The sequence below is a fragment of the Rahnella sikkimica genome (assembly GCF_002951615.1).
GTDB classification, from domain to species: Bacteria; Pseudomonadota; Gammaproteobacteria; order Enterobacterales; family Enterobacteriaceae; genus Rahnella; species Rahnella sikkimica.
Genome location: NZ_CP019062.1, coordinates 2,956,622 through 2,977,500, shown reverse-complemented (window position 1 = coordinate 2,977,500; position 20,879 = coordinate 2,956,622). Strand labels below are relative to the sequence as shown.

Below are 20,879 nucleotides of genomic sequence, written 5' to 3'. Positions count from 1 at the left end.
AGCAATTGAAGATTTTTTTTCACTTTGCCCCTTGATGCTGAGCGTCATGGCCCCATCTTATCCTCAACCGCAGTTGTTACCGTCGGTAAAACCGTAATATGGGGCTGTTGAAATCGAAAAGATCGTCCTCATATACAGTAGCAACCTGAACGAATATGAATTTAAGTGGAGACGTTTTAGATGGGTAAAATTATTGGGATCGACCTGGGCACCACCAACTCTTGTGTAGCTATCATGGATGGCACGACTGCTCGTGTACTGGAGAATGCTGAAGGCGACCGCACCACTCCTTCCATCATCGCTTATGCGGCAGATGGCGAGACTCTGGTAGGTTCTCCGGCTAAACGTCAGGCAGTGACCAACCCGCAGAACACCTTGTTTGCGATCAAGCGCCTGATTGGCCGTCGCTTCCAGGATGAAGAAGTACAACGCGATAAAGGCATCATGCCTTACCAGATCGTAGGCTCCGACAACGGCGACGCCTGGATCGACATTAAAGGTCAGAAAATTGCACCTCCGCAGATCTCTGCTGAAGTGTTGAAGAAAATGAAGAAAACCGCTGAAGATTATCTGGGTGAGCCAGTGACTGAAGCTGTTATCACCGTACCTGCATACTTCAACGATGCACAGCGTCAGGCAACGAAAGACGCCGGCCGTATCGCAGGTCTGGAAGTTAAACGTATTATTAACGAACCTACCGCAGCGGCACTGGCTTACGGCCTGGATCGCGAAATCGGTAACCGCACTATCGCGGTATACGACCTGGGTGGTGGTACTTTCGATATCTCTATTATCGAAATTGATGAAGTTGATGGCGAAAAAACCTTCGAAGTTCTGGCAACCAACGGTGATACTCACCTCGGTGGTGAAGACTTCGACAGCCGTCTGATCAACTACCTGGTTGAAGAGTTCAAGAAAGAACAAGGTATGGATCTGCGTAACGATCCGCTGGCGATGCAACGTCTGAAAGAAGCGGCTGAAAAAGCGAAGATTGAACTGTCTTCTGCTCAGCAGACTGACGTGAATCTGCCGTATATCACTGCGGATGCAACCGGTCCAAAACACATGAACATCAAAGTGACCCGTGCAAAACTGGAATCTTTGGTGGAAGACCTGGTTAACCGTTGTATCGAACCACTGAAAGTGGCTCTGAAAGACGCAGGTCTGTCTGTCTCTGACGTTCAGGACGTGATCCTGGTCGGTGGTCAGACGCGTATGCCAATGGTTCAGAAGAAAGTGGCTGAATTCTTTGGTAAAGAACCACGTAAAGACGTGAACCCGGACGAAGCTGTGGCAATCGGTGCAGCAGTTCAGGGTGGTGTGTTGGCAGGTGATGTTAAAGACGTTCTGCTGTTGGACGTAACGCCGTTGTCTCTGGGTATCGAAACCATGGGCAGCGTGATGACTCCGCTCATCACCAAGAACACCACTATCCCGACAAAACACAGCCAGGTGTTCTCTACTGCGGAAGACAACCAGTCTGCAGTGACCATCCATGTGTTGCAGGGTGAGCGTAAGCGTTCAAGTGATAACAAATCTCTGGGTCAGTTCAACCTGGACGGTATTCAGGCAGCACCGCGCGGTCAGGCACAGATCGAAGTCACCTTCGACCTTGACGCCGACGGTATCCTGCATGTGTCTGCGAAAGACAAGACGACCGGCCGTGAACAGAAGATCACCATCAAGGCATCTTCTGGTCTGACGGAAGAAGAGATCCAGAAAATGGTCAACGACGCTGAAGCGAACGCTGAAGCTGACCGTAAGTTTGAAGAACTGGTTCAGACCCGCAACCAGGCGGACCACCTGATCCACGGAACCCGTAAGCAACTGGACGAAGCCGGCGACAAACTGCCAGCTGACGACAAAACTGCTGTAGAAGAAGCCCTGAAAGCACTGGAAGTTTCTGCTAAAGGTGAAGACAAGGCTGATATCGAAGCGAAAATCCAGGCGCTGGTTCAGGTTTCAGGCAAACTGATGGAAATGGCTCAGCAGCAAGGCCAGGCCGAAGGCGGCGACAACAGCGCGAAGAAAGATGACGACGTTGTTGATGCTGAATTCGAAGAAGTGAAAGACAAGAAATAATCGCCCTTTAGCGGGCACAGTAAGAGTTCATTACTGAAAACCAGCACGGGCGTCGAGGAAACTCTACGCCCGTGCACGCATGTTGAGGGCAGGAAAAAGCATGGCGAAGCAAGATTATTACGAGCTGTTGGGCGTTTCTAAAACGGCCGATGAGCGCGAAATCAAAAAGGCCTACAAGCGCCTGGCAATGAAGCATCACCCTGACCGTAATCAGGGCGACAAAGAATCTGAAAGCAAATTTAAAGAAATTAAAGAAGCTTATGAAATTCTGACCGATGCGCAAAAGCGTGCGGCCTACGACCAGTACGGTCATGCAGCCTTTGAACAGGGCGGCATGGGCGGTGGAGGTGGTTACGGCGGCGGCGGTGCAGATTTCAGCGACATCTTTGGTGACGTCTTTGGCGACATCTTTGGCGGCGGCCGCCGTCAGCGTGCCAGCCGGGGTTCAGATCTGCGTTACAACATGGATCTGACTCTGGAAGAGGCCGTTCGTGGTGTCACCAAAGAAATCCGCATCCCGACACTGGATGAATGTGACGTTTGCCACGGCAGCGGCGCGAAAGCGGGCAGCTCACCATCCACCTGTCCGACCTGTCACGGTGCGGGCCAGGTGCAGATGCGTCAGGGCTTCTTTACTGTGCAACAGGCGTGTCCGACCTGTCAGGGGCGCGGTAAAGTTATCAAAGATCCGTGCAACAAATGTCACGGTCATGGCCGCGTTGAACGTTCGAAAACGCTGTCCGTGAAAATCCCTGCGGGTGTAGATACCGGCGACCGTATCCGTCTGGAAGGTGAAGGCGAAGCGGGCGAGCACGGCGCACCGTCAGGCGATCTGTATGTTCAGGTTCAGGTTAAAGCGCACAAAATCTTTGAGCGTGAAGGCAACAACCTGTACTGCGAAGTGCCAATCAACTTTGCGATGGCAGCGCTCGGCGGCGAAATTGAGGTTCCTACGCTTGATGGTCGCGTAAACCTCAAGATCCCAGCCGAAACGCAAACAGGCAAAATGTTCCGTATGCGCGGACGCGGTGTGAAATCCGTTCGTGGCGGCGCACAGGGCGACTTAATGTGCCGCGTTGTGGTTGAGACACCAGTGAGCCTGAGCGAAAAGCAAAAGCAATTGCTGCGTGATCTGGAAGAAAGCTTTGGTGGCGTCTCGGGTGAAAAAAACAGCCCGCGCTCTAAAAGCTTTCTGGACGGCGTGAAAAAGTTTTTTGATGATTTGACACGCTAACCGGTTCCTGCAAACAGGAACGGTAGTCCAGACAAATCCCCGGCAGCAATTCGCGCCGGGGATTTTTTTATGGGATTTTTTAAGAAAAACGGTGAAAGCGCCGAATAAATAATTCGCAAAAACCGAGGTATACTCCAGAAATAAACGAGTTTTTACGAAGTGAATCACTGCGTACAATTCGCGTATCCCATTGTGGCGTCCCGTTTTCAGCCACGCTTAATTAACAGGAGAGTCAGAATGCCGAATTTAATTCGTCGTTTTTTGCGTATGGAAGCTGCGGGCGGAATTGTGCTCATCATTGCGGCCATCGTGGCACTGGTTATGGCCAACAGCCCGTTGCAGGGTGCCTATCAGGCGTTTTTAGACATTCCGGTCACGCTGCGCTTTTCTGAATTGCTGATAGATAAGCCGCTTTTACTGTGGATTAACGATGGCCTGATGGCGGTGTTTTTCCTGATGATTGGCCTGGAAGTAAAGCGTGAAATGTGTGAAGGCGCACTGGCTAATCGCGAGCAGGCGCTGTTTCCGGCCATCGCCGCGCTGGGCGGCATGATCGTTCCGGCGCTGATTTATCTGCTGTTCAACGGTAATGACGAAATTGCGCGGCAGGGTTGGGCAATCCCGGCTGCAACGGATATCGCTTTTGCACTGGGCGTGATGGCGCTGTTGGGCTCACGAGTTCCAACCGGACTGAAAGTTTTCCTGCTGGCGCTGGCCATCATTGATGATCTGGGTGCCATTGTGATTATCGCGTTGTTCTACAGCCACGATATTTCGATGATGGCGCTGGGGTTATCGGCAGTTTGTATTGCGGCACTGGCCTGCCTGAACTGGCGCGGGGTCACTAAACTGACGCCTTACCTGCTGATTGGCGCGATTTTCTGGGTGTGCGTTCTGAAATCAGGCGTTCATGCGACGTTAGCAGGCGTGATCCTTGGCTTCCTGATCCCGCTGAATACCAAAGATAACAAGGCTTCTCCGGCACGCCGCCTGGAGCACGGAATTCATCCGTACGTTGCGTGGTTTATTTTGCCAATCTTTGCTTTTGCAAATGCGGGGATTTCCTTGCAGGGCGTTTCGGCTTCCGGCGCATTTTCCCTGTTGCCAATGGGGATTGCGGCAGGGCTGTTACTGGGTAAACCGCTGGGCATCATGTTGTTCAGCAGTGTGGCGCTTAAATTGGGTATCACCCGTTTGCCGTCTGGGATTTCATTCGGCCAGATTTCAGCGGTTTCTGTGCTGTGCGGTATTGGCTTCACCATGTCGATTTTCATTGGTTCACTGGCCTTCGCCCTTCGGGATCCGGCGCTGCTGACCTACGCAAAAATGGGCATCCTGATGGGTTCTGTGGCTTCGGCGCTGTTGGGATATGTGCTGCTGAGCCGTGCTTTGCCAAATAAAGTTGTTAAACATTGATCGGCAGGTTGTGCGCTGGGTCGCGCAACCTGATAGCAATCTCGTGCTTCAGAAAAGGATGAAAACATGCCTCATATTAATTACAACCATTTGTATTATTTTTGGCACGTGTGTAAATCAGGTTCTGTTGTGGGAGCTGCCGAGGCGCTGTATCTGACCCCGCAGACGATCACCGGCCAGATCAAATCATTGGAAGAAAGGCTCGGCGGAAAACTCTTTAAGCGGCAGGGGCGCGGTCTCGTGCCTTCGGAGTTGGGCCAGCTGGTCTATCGATATGCGGACAAAATGTTCACACTGAGCCAGGAAATGCTGGATATCGTGAATTACCGCAAAGAGTCGAGCCTGCTGTTTGATGTGGGCGTTGCGGATGCTTTGTCCAAGCGTCTGGTCAGCCGTGTGCTGGAAGCCGCCGTACCTGAAAATGCGCAAATTCATTTACGCTGTTTTGAATCGACGCACGAAATGCTGCTCGAACAGCTGAGTTTGCATAAGCTGGATATGATTCTCTCCGACTGTCCGGTGGATTCCACCCAGCAGGAAGGGCTGTTTTCAGTCAAATTGGGGGAAAGCCCGATCAGCTTCTTCTGCTGCAAACCTCTGGATGGCGTAGATTTCCCGGCCTGTCTTGAACAGCGTCCACTGCTTATTCCAGGCCGCCGTTCGATGCTGGGGCGTAAATTGCTGAACTGGTTTACGACGCAGGGGCTGAACGTCAATATCCTCGGGGAATTCGATGACGCGGCGCTGATGAAAGCATTCGGCATGAACAACGATGCCATTTTTGTCGCACCGGCCATCTACTCTTCGACGGAATTTCAGGATGAGAAAATTGAAGAGGTTGGGCGGGTAGAGGGGATCATGGAAGAGTATTACGTGATTTTTGCTGAAAGAATGATCCAACATCCTTCGGTACAGCGGATTTGTCACACCGACTTTTCGGCATTGTTTACTTGAGCCGACTCAAATTTCAGATATAAAAAAACCGGCCAGGGCCGGTTTTTTTATCAAAGCATTTCAGCGTAATGCGATTATTGCATTGCGTTGATTTGCGCAGTCAGGTTTGACTTATGACGCGCTGCTTTGTTTTTGTGGATCAGGCCTTTGCAAGACTGACGGTCCACAATTGGTTGCATTTCGTTAAATGCATTTTGTGCAGCAGTTTTGTCGCCTGCTGCGATAGCCGCGTGTACCTTTTTGATAAAGGTACGCATCATTGAACGACGGCTCGCGTTGTGCTTACGGCGTTTTTCTGACTGTACGGCGCGTTTCTTAGCTGATTTGATATTAGCCAAGGCCAACTCCCAAATATTTTTCTATTGATGAACAATTCAAAGGCCGAGGAATATGCCTTTTCGGTCTTCTTTTGTCAACGGATTTGTGCAAATAAGCGGCGGTTTTAAGCGTAAACTTTAATCGTCACTTGTTACGTTGTGATGGCGCAGGATTTTAACAGCTTCCGGCATCGGAATACAGTCTTTCGCGAGAAAAATCGACAGGAGAGTGTACAAACTGCCCACTGCGGCCATTAACGCCTTGTTTATGCGAAAAGTCACGCATTCCCTGTATGCAAAGAAAGATTTTCATCGCCACACATCCATTTGAACCGCAATATCTGTGGTATGCAAGGGAGAATGGTGTGATCCGGTGAATCGCTGGTTAACCTTGGAGGCTGTACAAGGTATAATCCGCCGATTTCCATCGTTATGAGTCAGCATTGGATTTGAGCCAGCTATGGAGCTAATTCGCGGAATACACAATATTCGAGCACGTCATCATGGATGTGTGCTGACTATTGGCAATTTTGATGGTGTACACCGGGGGCATCAGGCCCTGATCAAACAGCTTAAGCTGGAAGGTCAACGTCTGGGCCTGCCAGTGATGGTAATGATTTTTGAGCCACAGCCGCTGGAGCTGTTCGCCGGTGATAAAGCACCTGCGCGCCTGACCAGCTTGCGTGACAAAGCCAAGTATCTGGCCGAGTGCGGAGTAGATTATCTGTTATGCGTACGTTTCGAACCCCGGTTCGCTGCGCATATTGCACAGGAATTTATCTCTACACTGCTGGTCGAGAAACTGGGCGTCAGATTCCTGACTGTCGGAGATGATTTCCGCTTCGGCGCGCGTCGTCTGGGGGATTTTGAGCTGTTACAGAAAGCCGGTAAAGAATATGGCTTTGAAGTGATCAGCACGGAAACCTTTCGTGAAGGCGGCAATCGTATCAGCAGCACCGCGATCCGCGATGCGCTGCGCGACGACGATCTGGCGCTGGCCGCGAATTTACTGGGCCATCCGTTCAGTATTTCAGGTCGCGTTGTTCACGGCGATAAACTGGGGCGTACCATCGGTTTCCCGACGGCCAACGTGCCGTTGAAACGCGTGGTTTCACCCGTGCGCGGTGTTTATGCCGTGGACGTTTTAGGCCTCGGGCCTGAGCCTTTGCCGGGCGTCGCCAATATTGGTATACGCCCGACGGTCGGTGGTGTGCGCAAGCAGTTGGAAGTGCACCTTCTCGACACCACATTAGATTTATACGGGCGCCACATTGACGTGGTGCTTCGCGCAAAATTGCGCAACGAACAGCGTTTTTCCTCGCTTGATGCTTTGAAGCAACAAATTGCGAACGATGAGGTGACGGCCCGGGAATTTTTTGGGTTAAAGACACCACGCTAAACATGTACTGACAGGCGTGTAACAAAGCCTGGAATCCAGCCGAAAAACGGAACCGAGAATCTATGAGTGACTACAAGAACACCCTGAATTTGCCGGAAACAGGGTTCCCGATGCGTGGCGATCTGGCCAAGCGTGAACCTGACATGCTGAAAAATTGGTATGACCAGGATCTGTACGGGATTATTCGTGCTGCCAAGAAAGGCAAAAAAACCTTTATTTTGCATGACGGCCCTCCGTATGCGAACGGCAGCATTCATATTGGTCACTCAGTAAACAAAATTCTCAAAGACATGATTATCAAGTCCAAAGGGCTTGCGGGCTTCGATGCGCCGTATGTTCCGGGCTGGGACTGTCATGGTCTGCCAATTGAGCTGAAAGTCGAACAACTGATCGGCAAGCCTGGTGAGAAAGTGACGGCGGCTGAGTTCCGTGAAGCGTGCCGTAAATATGCCGCAGAGCAGGTTGAAGGCCAGAAGAAAGACTTCATCCGTCTGGGCGTATTGGGCGACTGGGATCACCCGTACCTGACCATGGACTTCAAAACTGAAGCCAACATCATCCGTGCGCTGAGCAAAATCATCGGTAACGGTCACCTGCATAAAGGTGCAAAACCTGTTCACTGGTGTACCGATTGCGGCTCTTCACTGGCTGAAGCGGAAGTTGAGTATTACGACAAAGCGTCTCCGTCTATCGACGTAACCTTTAACGCCACTGACGCAGCGGCCGTGGCAGCCAAATTCGGTGCGGCTTCCTTTAATGGCCCGATTTCTCTGGTTATCTGGACCACCACGCCGTGGACCATGCCCGCAAACCGCGCTATTTCCCTGAATCCTGAATTCTCTTATCAGCTGGTTCAGGTCGAAGGTCAGTGTCTGATTCTGGCAACCGATCTGGTTGAAAGCGTCATGAAACGCGCTGGTATCGCAGAATGGACCGTGCTGGGCGAATGTAAAGGTGCAGATCTTGAATTGCTGCGCTTCAAACACCCGTTCCTGGACTTCGACGTTCCGGCGATTCTGGGCGAACACGTGACACTCGATGCCGGTACCGGTGCTGTGCATACCGCGCCGGGCCACGGTCCTGATGACTTTGTTATCGGCCAGAAATACGGTTTGGAAGTGGCTAACCCGGTTGGCCCGAACGGTTGCTATCTGCCGGGCACTTACCCGACGCTGGACGGCAAGTTCGTCTTTAAAGCCAATGATTTGATCGTCGAGTTGCTGCGTGAAAAAGGTGCATTGCTGCACGTTGAGAAAATCACGCACAGCTACCCGTGCTGCTGGCGTCACAAAACGCCAATCATCTTCCGCGCCACGCCACAATGGTTCATCAGCATGGATCAGAAAGGCCTGCGTAAGCAGTCACTGGAAGAGATCAAAGGCGTTCAGTGGATCCCGGACTGGGGTCAGGCGCGTATTGAAAACATGGTCGCTAACCGTCCTGACTGGTGTATCTCCCGTCAGCGCACCTGGGGCGTACCGATGTCTCTGTTTGTTCACAAAGACACCGAGCAACTGCATCCGCGCAGCCTTGAGCTGATGGAAGAAGTCGCGAAACGCGTTGAGGCCGATGGCATTCAGGCGTGGTGGGATCTGAACCCTGAAGATATTCTGGGTGCGGACGCGGCGGATTACGTCAAAGTGCCCGATACGCTGGACGTGTGGTTCGACTCCGGTTCTACGCATTCCTCCGTTGTGGATGTGCGTCCTGAGTTCAACGGCCATTCTCCGGATCTGTATCTGGAAGGCTCCGACCAGCATCGCGGTTGGTTCATGTCTTCACTGATGATTTCGACAGCAATGAAAGGCAAAGCGCCTTACAAACAAGTTCTGACGCACGGTTTCACCGTGGACGGTCAGGGCCGCAAAATGTCCAAATCTATCGGTAACACCATCGCGCCTCAGGATGTGATGAACAAGCTGGGTGGCGACATTCTGCGTCTGTGGGTCGCGTCAACGGATTACACCGGTGAAATCGCCGTGTCCGACGAAATCCTCAAACGTGCCGCTGATTCTTACCGCCGTATCCGTAACACAGCGCGCTTCCTGCTGGCGAACCTTAACGGTTTCGATCCTGCGCTGCATAGCGTCGCTCCGGAAGACATGGTGGTTCTGGACCGCTGGGCCGTTGGCCGCGCGAAGGCTGCACAAGAAGAGATCATTGCCGCGTATGAAGCCTATGATTTCCACGGTGTGGTTCAGCGTCTGATGCAGTTCTGTTCCATCGAGATGGGTTCTTTCTATCTGGATATCATCAAAGATCGCCAGTACACCGCCAAAAGCGACAGCGTTGCACGTCGCAGCTGCCAGACCGCGCTGTACTACATCAGCGAAGCTCTGGTTCGCTGGATGGCACCGATCATGTCCTTCACCGCAGATGAAATCTGGGCTGAATTGCCGGGTCAGCGTGAGAAATTCGTCTTTACCGAAGAATGGTTTGACGGTCTGTTTGGCCTCACCGGTAACGAATCCATGAACGATGCGTTCTGGGATGAGCTGCTGAAAGTTCGTGGCGAAGTGAACAAAGTGATTGAGCAGGCGCGTGCCGATAAACGTCTGGGCGGTTCTCTGGAAGCGGCGGTCACGCTGTACGCCGATGACGCACTGGCGACCGATCTGCGCTCACTGGGCAATGAACTGCGCTTCGTGCTGCTGACTTCTGGCGCAAAAGTTGCTGCGCTGTCAGAAGCGGACGAGTCTGCCCAGCCAAGTGAATTGCTCAAAGGCCTGAAAATTGGTCTGGCAAAAGCAGAAGGCAACAAGTGTCCGCGCTGCTGGCATTACACCACTGACGTCGGCCAGAACGCGGAGCACAGCGAACTTTGTGGCCGTTGTGTGACTAACATTGCCGGCGACGGCGAAGAGCGTAAGTTTGCATAATGAGTAAATCGATTTGTTCCACCGGACTCCGCTGGCTCTGGCTGGCGGTCGTGGTCATCATCGTGGATCTGGGCAGTAAGTTCCTCATTATGGGGAACTTCCAGCTTGGCGAATCCATGCCGCTGATCCCGTATTTAAACCTGTTCTATGCGCAAAACCACGGTGCAGCGTTTAGCTTCCTCGCGGATAAAGGCGGCTGGCAGCGCTGGTTTTTTGCTGTGATTGCGCTGGCCATCGTCGTGGCGCTGGTTGTCATGATGTACCGCGGCACCGCGAAGCAAAAACTCAATAACATCGCGTTTGCGATGATTATCGGCGGTGCATTAGGTAATTTGTTCGACCGCCTGTATCACGGTTTCGTGGTCGATTTTATCGATTTCTATGTCGGTAACTGGCATTTCGCGACGTTCAATCTGGCTGACAGCTTTATTTGTGTCGGTGCAGCGCTGGTCGTGCTGGAAGGTTTTCTGGCAAAACCGAAAGAAGCGGAAAAGAGCAAAGGATAAGAATGATGTCTCAACAGGTGAAACATGACAGCGCCGTGCTGGTGCATTTTACGTTGAAACTGGAAGACGGTTCGACGGCAGAATCAACCCGCGCGAATGGCAAACCCGCGCTGTTTCGCCTTGGCGATGGCAGCTTGTCTGACGCGCTGGAGAATCAGCTGTTAGGCCTGACAGTGGGCGACAAGCACGCATTTACCCTTGCACCTGAATCTGCGTTCGGCGGCAAAAGCCCCGATCTGGTTCAGTTCTTTTCGCGCCGTGATTTCCAGGAAACAGGCGTGCCGGATGTCGGCACGATTATGCTGTTTTCCGGGCGTGACGGCAGCGAAATGCCGGGCGTGGTGCGTGAGGTGACGGAAGATTCTATCACTGTAGATTTCAACCATCCGCTGGCGGGCCAGCATATCGATTTTGATATTGAAGTGCTGGAAATCGACCCGCAACGGGAGGAGAAACATGCAGATATTGCTGGCTAATCCGCGAGGATTTTGTGCGGGCGTTGACCGTGCAATCAGCATCGTAGAGCGCGCGCTGGAAATTTACGGCGCGCCGATTTACGTTCGTCATGAAGTGGTGCATAACCGCTATGTGGTTGACAGTTTGCGTCAGCGCGGGGCGATTTTTATTGAGCAAATCAGCGAAGTGCCTGATGGCTCGATTCTGATTTTCTCCGCGCACGGCGTTTCTCAGGCGGTTCGTGCAGAAGCTAAAGCGCGCGACCTGACCATGCTCTTTGACGCCACCTGTCCGCTCGTGACCAAAGTGCATATGGAAGTCGCGCGTGCCAGCCGTAAGGGCACCGAAGCGATTCTGATTGGCCACGCCGGACACCCGGAAGTGGAAGGCACAATGGGCCAGTACAGCAACCCGAAAGGGGGAATGTATCTGGTTGAAGCACCGGAAGATGTCTATAAATTGCAGGTGAAAGACGAAAATAACCTGTGCTTTATGACGCAAACCACGCTTTCCGTTGATGATACGTCTGCGGTGATTGATGCGCTGCGCGCGCGTTTTCCGAAGATTATCGGGCCGCGTAAAGACGATATTTGCTATGCGACAACCAACCGTCAGGAAGCCGTGCGTACGCTGGCTGATGGCGCGGATGTCGTTCTGGTGGTCGGATCAAAGAACTCTTCCAACTCCAACCGTCTGGCAGAACTGGCTCAGCGTGTGGGCGTTCCTTCTTATCTGATCGACTCTGCGGCAGATATTCAGGAAAGCTGGCTGAAAGATGCCAAAAGCATTGGCGTGACGGCTGGCGCTTCTGCACCGGATATTCTGGTCCAGGACGTGATCAGTAAGCTGAAAGCGTTTGGTTGCCTCGATGTGATTAACATCGAAGGGCGTGAAGAAAATATTGTCTTCGAAGTGCCGAAAGAGCTGCGTGTGGATGTGCGTCAGATCGACTGATGAAAAGCATAAAAATGAAAAACCGGCTCACGTGGCCGGTTTTTTTACGTCTTTCGTCTGACGCCCTGTTAAGGGTTTTCGAGTTTGAACAGGTTCTGTGGCGCGCCGAATGTTGCCGTTTGGGCGTGCAGCAACGCGCCTTCCAGTGCGTGCGGGGCATCCAGATTTTTACGCGCCGAGGTGATAAATATCTCGGTCATATCCGGGCCGCCAAAGGTGCAGCAGCTTGGCTGCGTGACGGGCACCGGCAGGGTGTCCAGCGTCAGCAGTTCGCCCTGATTAATCTGCTGGCGTAACAGGCATTTTGAACCCCAGCAGGCGGTAATCAGCCAGCCGTTTTGCGTCAGCGCCGAGCCGTCAGGGATTTTATCGCCGGAGGAGAAACAGGAAATTTTCAAAGGATTTATACGGCGGGCGTTAGCGGAGTAAAAGCGGTTTTTCCGGCTGTCTGCAAACCAGACTTTGCCTTCATACCAGACCAGCGTATTGGTCGTCCCCACGTTATCGAGCATGATTTCAGGCTTTTCAGCCCCGGCCTCAAAGCGGTACCACGCGCCGGTCATCTTTTCTTCTTCTATATCCATTGTGCCAAACCAAAGTGAGCCATCGGGCGCGACAGCAGCTTCGTTGGGACGCGTTCCTTCTGCGCCAGGATAATCGCAGAGTTTTTGCCGGGTTTGAGATCCGTAATCGTAGAGGTGAACGCCATCCTGAGAAACCAGCAAAAAGACGTTACGCCTTTGCGTTAACAATACGGCGCTGGTCGGGGAAGGGAGTTCGTGAATTTCTGTCTGGCCTGAGGCAGGCCAGTAACGTAATACGCGCTGAGCCAGGATATCGACCCACAATAATGACTGGGTGCGCTGGCACCAGACGGGCGTTTCACCCAATTCGGCTCGATAGTCGCCAATGGCAGTTATGTCGGACCGGAAAAATGCTGACATCGCAAAGCTCTCCTGCTGGCTGCAAAGTGGATATAGCGAAAAACTGTCTGTGATCAGTCTAGTCTGGCTTTGCCCGCAGGGAATAACAATGAAGTAAAAAGAAAGGGCCAGCCCGTCAATAAGACGTAAAGCTGGCCCCTGAAGTTCAATTATTCAGACTTAGAAGTCGTATCTCAGACGGATCAGGTTCATATCACCGAGGTTATCGGTAGAAGACGTGAACACATGTTCGTAATCAACACGGAAGCCGTAATCGAGCTGGAAGGACACACCCAGACCGTTATCGATACGCTGATAGTTTCGGCCAGTGACATAGGTCAGACGGTCACCCATGAAGTATGGCTGAATGGTTTTCACCGCATACTGGTTGATTGGGAATGCATAGCCCAGGAAGTATTCCAGACCGTACGCATCACCGGCGAAGAAGTGATCTTCAGTTTTCAGGCCAGTGGTCAGGAAGTCATGGTAATAACCGCCGCCGAAGGACGCTGTCCAGTTGCCTGGTTTCCAGCTCAGAGCGGTACCGACGATGCTCTGGTTGTAGTCTTTGGAGGTGTTGTTATTCGGGTTTTTCATTTCTGCGTCGGTGTAGTTGTACGCAGTACCCCATGTCAGTTCTTTGGTGATGTGGTAATCCACACCGACAGAACCGCCACCATTACGTTTGTAACGCAGGCTGTTTTTACCGGTCAGTAAATCGTTATCTGAGAACAGGTAAGACGCATAGACATCAGCATCGCCGAAGGTATTTTTGTATTTCAGCATCTTACGTGAACGGTAAGAACCATCATAGTCGCCGTTAACGCCGTTGCCAGGAGCCTGACCCCACATGTCGTAGTCCCAGATATCAGTTTTCGCGCCAACAACATCATAATAAACGCTGTTCTGCTGGCCGAAAGTCAGCTGACCGTAGGTTTTGCTTTTCAGACCGGTGTACAGCATACGACGGGTCGTGTTGTGCGCCCCGGCAGCGTGGTGATTATCCCAGCCAGTCAGCGCAGGAATATTCACACCCAGCTCGTAATAGTTAATCCAGCTGATGTCATCAAACAGATAATAGTCAGTGGAGAAACGGAAGCGTGTACCGCCATCAAAACCGTTGGTTTTGTAGTTTTTCACGCCGTTCTGGAACTGGAACTGCGGACGAATACTCCCGCCAACCTGGAATTGCAGACGACTCAGCGGATCGTTTGGCTGCGGGTCTTGTTTAATCAGGGTGATTTCTGCGTGTGAAGCAAAGGAAGCCAGACCAAACAGCAGGCCGGCAGTCGCCACTTGCGTGACTTTGTTAAGTTTGAATTTCATGTTAAGTCCCTGCGCCAATATACTTATCCGAAAGAACCGGAGGTGAATTGGCGGTGTATTTTTATTATTTCCCCTTACCGGTAACTGTCTGGTCAGGGTGAAGACGCGCCTCATGGAACCAGGCTACTTATTCTAACGAGCCTAAATCAAATTTAGGAGGTTAAAATTAGGTGGCTATTTATTATCACAATCATTGATTTTATCAATATTATTTCATCACATATAATAAAAAATTAATGTTTCAGATCTAAGAAATGGCGAGTTTGTTCTTTTATTTGTCTTACGTAGCGCGGAGTTACAATGGTGATTATTCGCGTCTTGCTATATTTCCTCTCTTTATGAATGTTGTAATACCGGTGCCGTTTGCTGAGTTCTTATCGTGGCTGAGAAGCGTCACGCAATGCGCGCTGAACCGGTGCCGGACTTTTATGCACGAAAGTGAATGATTATGCGAAGTGTGTGAGTGAGGGGATTTACGGTCTTTTTTCTCAATCAGTTCCGATTTTACGAACCGTTTAACACAAAAATTCAGATTGTGTAACCTGAAATCAGATGGCTTTTACTGATGTTAACGGGCCTGTATCATAATTTTCTAATTATGAGGCAATTTCTCTGGCTCCTGGATCGCAGGGTCGATAACCTGATTCTGTTTCACGGCAGAACGACTATAAGAAGAGAGTAGTAATTATGAGTAACGCTGATATTCGCATGGCTATCGTTGGCGCGGGCGGTCGTATGGGCCGGCAGCTGATTCAGGCCGTTTCTGATACAGATGGCGTGGTATTGGGCGCAGCCCTGGAGCGCACGGAATCTTCACTGGTCGGAGCCGATGCTGGCGAACTGGCGGGCACCGGTACTTCCGGCATCAGAGTGAATGATGACCTCGATGCGGTGGCGAATGACTTCGATATTCTGATCGACTTCACCCGTCCGGAAGGCACGCTGGCGCACCTGGCTTTTTGTCAGAAACACCATAAAGGCATGATTATTGGTACTACAGGCTTCGATGACGCCGGTAAGGCCGCAATTAAACAGGCTTCAGAGAGTATTCCTGTGGTTTTTGCCGCTAACTTTAGCGTGGGCGTGAACGTCGTGCTCAAGTTACTGGAAAAAGCCGCGAAGGTGATGGGCGATTATACGGATATCGAAATTGTGGAGGCGCATCATCGCCACAAAGTCGATGCGCCTTCTGGCACTGCGCTGGCGATGGGCGAAGCAATTGCTGATGCGCTGGGCCGTGATTTGAAAGAGTGCGCCGTGTATGCCCGCGAAGGCCATACCGGCGAGCGTGATCCGAAAAGCATTGGTTTTGCGACCATTCGCGCCGGGGACATTGTGGGTGAACATACCGCCATGTTTGCTGATATCGGTGAGCGCGTAGAGATTACGCATAAGGCTTCCAGCCGAATGACCTTCGCAAATGGCGCAGTTCGCGCGGCGAAATGGCTTTCTTCGCATAAAAGTGGTCTTTATGACATGCGGGATGTGCTTGGATTGGATGATTTATAGAATTTGATTTAGATGTGATGTGGTTGTTTTGGTCATAATGTTTTGATAAAAGGGCAGTTCCTTGATTGCCCTTCTCTTTTTTATTCTAAAATGACCGCTTTTGTTGAGATTTCCTGACTGATTGCTGTTTATGTCAGTTTTCTGTCTATATGACTCTTGCGTAGTATGCTTTTTAAACAGTACGACTCCTCCGGTTTGTAATAATCTCGTTTACATCACCCTTTTCCAGACATCCTCTTCCGCAAACGGTTACTATACTGACTTGAGCTATGTTTTTATGGCGGTAAGCAGGCCTTTTCGCTGAGTTGTGCATAAAACAGAGAAATATTGGTGCTTTTAGTAGACAAACCCCATCGCCCTCTCTAAAATGCCGCCGTTTGCCAAAAATTGGCTTTGGGAGCAATTTTTGCATTGATTTAGATCTCATTATCTGAATTAATATGCAAATATTGTGATTTATTATTCTTGGAGGATGCTTTGATAAAGTCAGCGCTATTGGTTCTGGAAGACGGAACCCAATTCCACGGTCGGGCCATCGGGGCAGAAGGGTCGGCAGTGGGGGAAGTGGTCTTCAATACGTCGATGACCGGTTATCAAGAAATCCTCACTGATCCTTCCTATTCCCGCCAAATTGTCACTCTCACTTATCCCCATATCGGTAATGTCGGCACCAATGCCGCTGATGAAGAATCCTCCGCAGTACACGCTCAAGGTCTGGTCATTCGCGATTTGCCTCTGATCGCCAGCAACTACCGCAGTGAAGAAAACCTCTCTGATTACCTCAAGCGCAATAACATTGTTGCCATCGCCGATATTGATACCCGCAAACTAACCCGTCTGCTTCGTGAAAAAGGTGCGCAAAATGGCTGCATCATCGCGGGCGATTCACCGGATGCTCAGCTGGCGCTGCAAAAAGCCAAAGCATTCCCGGGGCTGAAAGGGATGGATCTGGCAAAAGAAGTCACCACAGCGGAATCCTACAGCTGGCAGCAAGGCAGCTGGACGCTCGAAGGTGAGTTGCCTGAAGCGAAGAAAAATGAAGAATTACCGTTCCACGTTGTGGCCTATGACTACGGCGCAAAACGCAACATCCTGCGTATGCTGGTGGATCGCGGTTGCCGCCTGACGGTGGTTCCGGCGCAAACTCCGGCTGCCGATGTGCTGAAACTCAACCCGGACGGCATCTTCCTGTCCAACGGTCCGGGTGACCCGGAGCCTTGCGATTACGCTATCGCTGCAATTAAAACTTTCCTCGAAACCGACATTCCGGTGTTCGGCATCTGCCTGGGCCATCAGTTACTGGCGCTGGCCAGCGGCGCGAAAACGCTGAAAATGAAACTCGGCCACCACGGCGGTAACCACCCGGTTAAAGATATCGATAACAACGTGGTGATGATTACGGCGCAGAACCACGGCTTTGCGGTCGATGAAAGCAATCTGCCTGCGAACCTGCGGGTGACGCACAAGTCGCTGTTTGACCACACCGTTCAGGGCATTCACCGCACCGATAAAGCGGCGTTCAGCTTCCAGGGACACCCTGAAGCGAGTCCGGGCCCGCACGACGCTGCGCCATTGTTCGACCATTTCATCGAACTGATTAACGCTTACCGCGCTTCTCATCACAACAACGCCACTCTTATAAGTAAATAAATCAGGAGCGAATAAAAAATGCCAAAACGTACAGACATAAAAAGCATCCTGATTCTGGGCGCAGGTCCGATTGTTATCGGCCAGGCTTGTGAGTTCGACTACTCCGGCGCACAGGCGTGTAAAGCGCTGCGCGAAGAGGGTTACCGCGTCATTCTGGTGAACTCCAACCCGGCAACCATCATGACTGACCCGGACATGGCCGATGCGACGTATATCGAGCCGATCACCTGGGAAGTGGTGCGCAAGATTATTGAGAAAGAACGTCCGGACGCCGTTCTGCCGACCATGGGCGGCCAGACTGCACTGAACTGTGCGCTGGAACTGGAACGTCAGGGCGTGCTGGAAGAATTCGGCGTGACTATGATTGGCGCGACCGCTGACGCCATCGATAAAGCCGAAGACCGTCGCCGCTTTGACATTGCGATGAAGAAAATCGGCCTTGATACCGCACGTTCAGGCATCGCGCATACCATGGAAGAAGCGCTGGTTATCGCCGCTGACGTCGGTTTCCCGTGCATCATTCGTCCTTCATTCACGATGGGCGGCACCGGTGGCGGCATCGCTTATAACCGTGAAGAGTTTGAAGAGATTTGCGAACGCGGTCTGGATCTTTCCCCCACCAAAGAGCTGCTGATTGATGAGTCGCTGATTGGCTGGAAAGAGTACGAGATGGAAGTGGTGCGTGATAAAAACGACAACTGCATCATCGTCTGCTCAATCGAAAACTTCGATGCGATGGGTATCCACACCGGTGACTCCATCACCGTTGCGCCTGCGCAGACCCTGACCGACAAAGAATACCAAATCATGCGTAACGCCTCGATGGCGGTACTGCGTGAAATCGGCGTTGAAACCGGGGGTTCAAACGTCCAGTTCTCGGTGAACCCGAAAAACGGTCGTCTGATTGTTATCGAAATGAACCCGCGCGTTTCCCGTTCATCGGCACTGGCATCTAAAGCGACCGGTTTCCCGATTGCAAAAGTGGCCGCGAAACTGGCGGTCGGTTACACCCTCGATGAACTGATGAACGACATCACCGGCGGCAAAACGCCAGCGTCTTTCGAACCGTCTATCGACTACGTTGTGACAAAAATCCCCCGCTTCAACTTCGAGAAATTTGCCGGTGCAAACGACCGTCTGACCACGCAGATGAAATCTGTCGGCGAAGTGATGGCGATTGGCCGCACCCAGCAGGAATCTCTGCAAAAAGCGTTACGCGGTCTGGAAGTGGGCGCAAGCGGCTTCGACCCGAAAGTCAATCTGGACGACCCGGAAGCGCTGACCAAAATCCGCCGCGAGCTGAAAGAAGCGGGCGCGGAACGTATCTGGTACATCGCTGACGCCTTCCGCGCCGGGATGTCCGTTGACGGTATCTTCAACCTGACCAACGTTGACCGCTGGTTCCTGGTGCAGATTGAAGAACTGGTGAAACTGGAGAACGAAGTCGCCGAAGGCGGTTTCAACATCCTGACGCACGACTACCTGCGTATGCTGAAACGCAAAGGCTTTGCGGATCTGCGACTTGCGACGCTGGTCGGCGTATCCGAAAGCGAAGTACGCAAGCTGCGTCACAAATACAATCTGCACCCGGTTTACAAACGTGTGGATACCTGTGCGGCGGAATTCTCGACTGACACCGCGTACATGTACTCCACGTACGAAGAAGAGTGCGAATCCAATCCGACCAATGACAAGCCAAAAATCATGGTACTGGGCGGTGGTCCAAACCGCATCGGTCAGGGCATTGAGTTCGACTACTGCTGCGTACACGCCTCGCTGGCGCTGCGTGAAGACGGTTATGAAACCATCATGGTCAACTGTAACCCGGAAACGGTTTCGACCGACTACGACACTTCCGACCGTCTGTACTTCGAATCCGTGACGCTGGAAGACGTGCTGGAAATTGTGCGCATCGAGCAGCCGAAAGGCGTCATCGTGCAGTACGGTGGTCAGACTCCGCTGAAACTGGCGCGTGAACTCGAAGCTGCTGGCGTGCCGATTATCGGCACCAGCCCGGACGCCATTGACCGCGCTGAAGACCGTGAGCGTTTCCAGCAGGCAGTTCATCGTCTGGGCCTGAAACAACCGGCTAACGCCACGGTAGCGACCATTGAACAGGCGGTCGAAAAAGCCGCAGGTATCGGTTATCCGCTGGTGGTTCGTCCGTCGTATGTTCTGGGCGGCCGCGCGATGGAAATCGTTTATGACGAAATCGACCTGCGTCGTTACTTCCAGAATGCGGTCAGCGTGTCCAACGATGCGCCGGTATTACTCGACCGTTTCCTGGATGACGCTATCGAAGTGGACGTCGACGCCATCTGCGACGGCGAACGCGTGCTGATTGGCGGCATCATGGAACACATCGAACAGGCTGGCGTTCACTCCGGTGACTCCGCATGTTCACTGCCTTGCTACACGCTGAGCCAGGAAATTCAGGACGTGATGCGCCAGCAGGTCGAGAAACTCGCCTTCGAGCTGAGCGTTCGTGGTCTGATGAACGTCCAGTTCGCGGTGAAAAACAACGAAGTCTACCTGATTGAGGTCAACCCGCGCGCCGCACGTACCGTACCGTTCGTGTCCAAAGCGACCGGCGTACCGCTGGCGAAAGTGGCTGCCCGCGTCATGGCAGGCCAGACGCTGGCGCAGCAGGGCATCACAAAAGAAGTGATCCCGCCTTACTACTCCGTCAAAGAAGTGGTGCTGCCGTTCAACAAATTCCCAGGCGTTGACCCGATTCTCGGGCCGGAAATGCGTTCTACCGGTGAAGTCATGGGCGTCGGCCGCACTTTCGCAGAAGCGTTCGCGAAAGCGCAGCTGGGCAGCAACTCCGGCATGAAGAAAGCCGGTCGCGCGCTGTTGTCCGTGCGTGAAGGTGACAAAGGCCGCGTCGTGGATTTGGCCGCGAAACTGCTGAAACGCGGCTTCGAGCTGGATGCAACGCACGGCACCGCAGTGGTTCTGGGCGAAGCCGGGATTAACCCGCGTCTGGTGAACAAGGTGCATGAAGGCCGTCCGCACATTCAGGACCGTATTAAAAACGGTGAGTATGTGTATATCGTCAACACCACAGCGGGCCGTCAGGCGATTGAAGACTCTAAGCTGATCCGTCGCAGTGCGCTGCAATACAAAGTGCATTACGACACCACGCTGAACGGCGGTTTCGCCACGGCGATGGCGCTGTCTTCTGACCCGACAGAACAGGTAACGTCGGTTCAGGAAATGCACGCGAAAATCAAAAGATAATGGCATAATGGTCTGACGAAAGGCGTGGCGA

15 protein-coding genes are annotated in these 20,879 nt (G+C 52.3%); 12 read left to right on the top strand and 3 right to left on the bottom strand.

The genetic code is table 11. The features are described from left to right. Window positions 1-180: 180 nt before the first annotated feature. From dnaK to nhaR, 4 genes are all read left to right on the top strand, one after another. Complete coding sequence (gene dnaK, locus BV494_RS13755) at window positions 181-2,082, top strand: molecular chaperone DnaK (RefSeq protein WP_104923389.1); 1,902 nt, start codon at window positions 181-183, stop codon at window positions 2,080-2,082. A gap of 100 nt (window positions 2,083-2,182) precedes the next feature. Further along, a complete protein-coding gene (gene dnaJ, locus BV494_RS13750) occupies window positions 2,183-3,316 on the top strand; it encodes a molecular chaperone DnaJ (protein WP_104923388.1) in 1,134 nt (377 codons plus the stop codon). 237 nt (window positions 3,317-3,553) lie between these two features. After that, complete coding sequence (gene nhaA / locus BV494_RS13745) at window positions 3,554-4,732, top strand: Na+/H+ antiporter NhaA (RefSeq protein ID WP_104923387.1); 1,179 nt, start codon at window positions 3,554-3,556, stop codon at window positions 4,730-4,732. 66 nt (window positions 4,733-4,798) lie between these two features. Further along, the gene (gene nhaR, locus BV494_RS13740; RefSeq protein ID WP_104923386.1) at window positions 4,799-5,686 is read left to right on the top strand and encodes a transcriptional activator NhaR; all 888 of its coding nucleotides are present in this window, start codon (window positions 4,799-4,801) and stop codon (window positions 5,684-5,686) included. 74 nt (window positions 5,687-5,760) lie between these two features. Here the strand turns inward: nhaR and rpsT are convergent, their stop codons facing one another. Continuing rightward, window positions 5,761-6,024, bottom strand: coding sequence for a 30S ribosomal protein S20 (rpsT, locus tag BV494_RS13735; RefSeq protein ID WP_104923385.1), 264 nt, complete (start codon window positions 6,022-6,024; stop codon window positions 5,761-5,763). Between the two features lie 439 nt (window positions 6,025-6,463). Here rpsT and ribF point away from each other — a divergent pair, with 439 nt between their 5' ends. The 5 genes from ribF to ispH all read left to right on the top strand — a co-directional run bounded on the left by ribF (window position 6,464) and on the right by ispH (window position 12,197). Continuing rightward, window positions 6,464-7,402, top strand: coding sequence for a bifunctional riboflavin kinase/FAD synthetase (ribF, locus tag BV494_RS13730; protein WP_104923384.1), 939 nt, complete (start codon window positions 6,464-6,466; stop codon window positions 7,400-7,402). Window positions 7,403-7,464: 62 nt separating this feature from the next. Continuing rightward, window positions 7,465-10,281, top strand: a complete 2,817-nt coding sequence (gene ileS, locus BV494_RS13725) for an isoleucine--tRNA ligase (RefSeq protein ID WP_104923383.1) — start codon at window positions 7,465-7,467, stop codon at window positions 10,279-10,281. Further along, a complete protein-coding gene (gene lspA, locus BV494_RS13720; RefSeq protein WP_104923382.1) occupies window positions 10,281-10,787 on the top strand; it encodes a signal peptidase II in 507 nt (168 codons plus the stop codon). The genes ileS and lspA overlap by 1 nt, the downstream gene beginning before the upstream one ends. 5 nt (window positions 10,788-10,792) lie before the next feature. Continuing rightward, on the top strand, window positions 10,793-11,263 hold the full coding sequence (gene fkpB / locus BV494_RS13715; RefSeq protein ID WP_104924801.1) for an FKBP-type peptidyl-prolyl cis-trans isomerase: 471 nt from the start codon (window positions 10,793-10,795) through the stop codon (window positions 11,261-11,263). Next, window positions 11,244-12,197, top strand: a complete 954-nt coding sequence (gene ispH / locus BV494_RS13710; protein ID WP_104923381.1) for a 4-hydroxy-3-methylbut-2-enyl diphosphate reductase — start codon at window positions 11,244-11,246, stop codon at window positions 12,195-12,197. The genes fkpB and ispH overlap by 20 nt, the downstream gene beginning before the upstream one ends. A 68-nt stretch (window positions 12,198-12,265) precedes the next feature. Here the strand turns inward: ispH and BV494_RS13705 are convergent, their stop codons facing one another. Together BV494_RS13705 and BV494_RS13700 are read right to left on the bottom strand one after the other, a co-directional pair. Then, complete coding sequence (locus BV494_RS13705) at window positions 12,266-13,141, bottom strand: SMP-30/gluconolactonase/LRE family protein (protein ID WP_104923380.1); 876 nt, start codon at window positions 13,139-13,141, stop codon at window positions 12,266-12,268. A gap of 159 nt (window positions 13,142-13,300) precedes the next feature. Next, the gene (locus BV494_RS13700; RefSeq protein WP_104923379.1) at window positions 13,301-14,446 is read right to left on the bottom strand and encodes a porin; all 1,146 of its coding nucleotides are present in this window, start codon (window positions 14,444-14,446) and stop codon (window positions 13,301-13,303) included. A 687-nt stretch (window positions 14,447-15,133) separates the two neighbouring features. On the opposite strand from BV494_RS13700, the gene dapB reads away from it, so the two are divergent. The 3 genes from dapB (at window position 15,134) to carB (ending at window position 20,848) form a co-directional block, all read left to right on the top strand. Then, complete coding sequence (gene dapB / locus BV494_RS13695) at window positions 15,134-15,955, top strand: 4-hydroxy-tetrahydrodipicolinate reductase (protein ID WP_104923378.1); 822 nt, start codon at window positions 15,134-15,136, stop codon at window positions 15,953-15,955. Between the two features lie 477 nt (window positions 15,956-16,432). Further along, entirely contained in the window at window positions 16,433-17,605 is a 1,173-nt protein-coding gene (gene carA / locus BV494_RS13690; RefSeq protein ID WP_104923377.1) for a glutamine-hydrolyzing carbamoyl-phosphate synthase small subunit, read from the top strand. 18 nt (window positions 17,606-17,623) lie between these two features. Continuing rightward, complete coding sequence (gene carB, locus BV494_RS13685) at window positions 17,624-20,848, top strand: carbamoyl-phosphate synthase large subunit (RefSeq protein ID WP_104923376.1); 3,225 nt, start codon at window positions 17,624-17,626, stop codon at window positions 20,846-20,848. The last annotated feature ends 31 nt before the right edge of the window (window positions 20,849-20,879 follow it).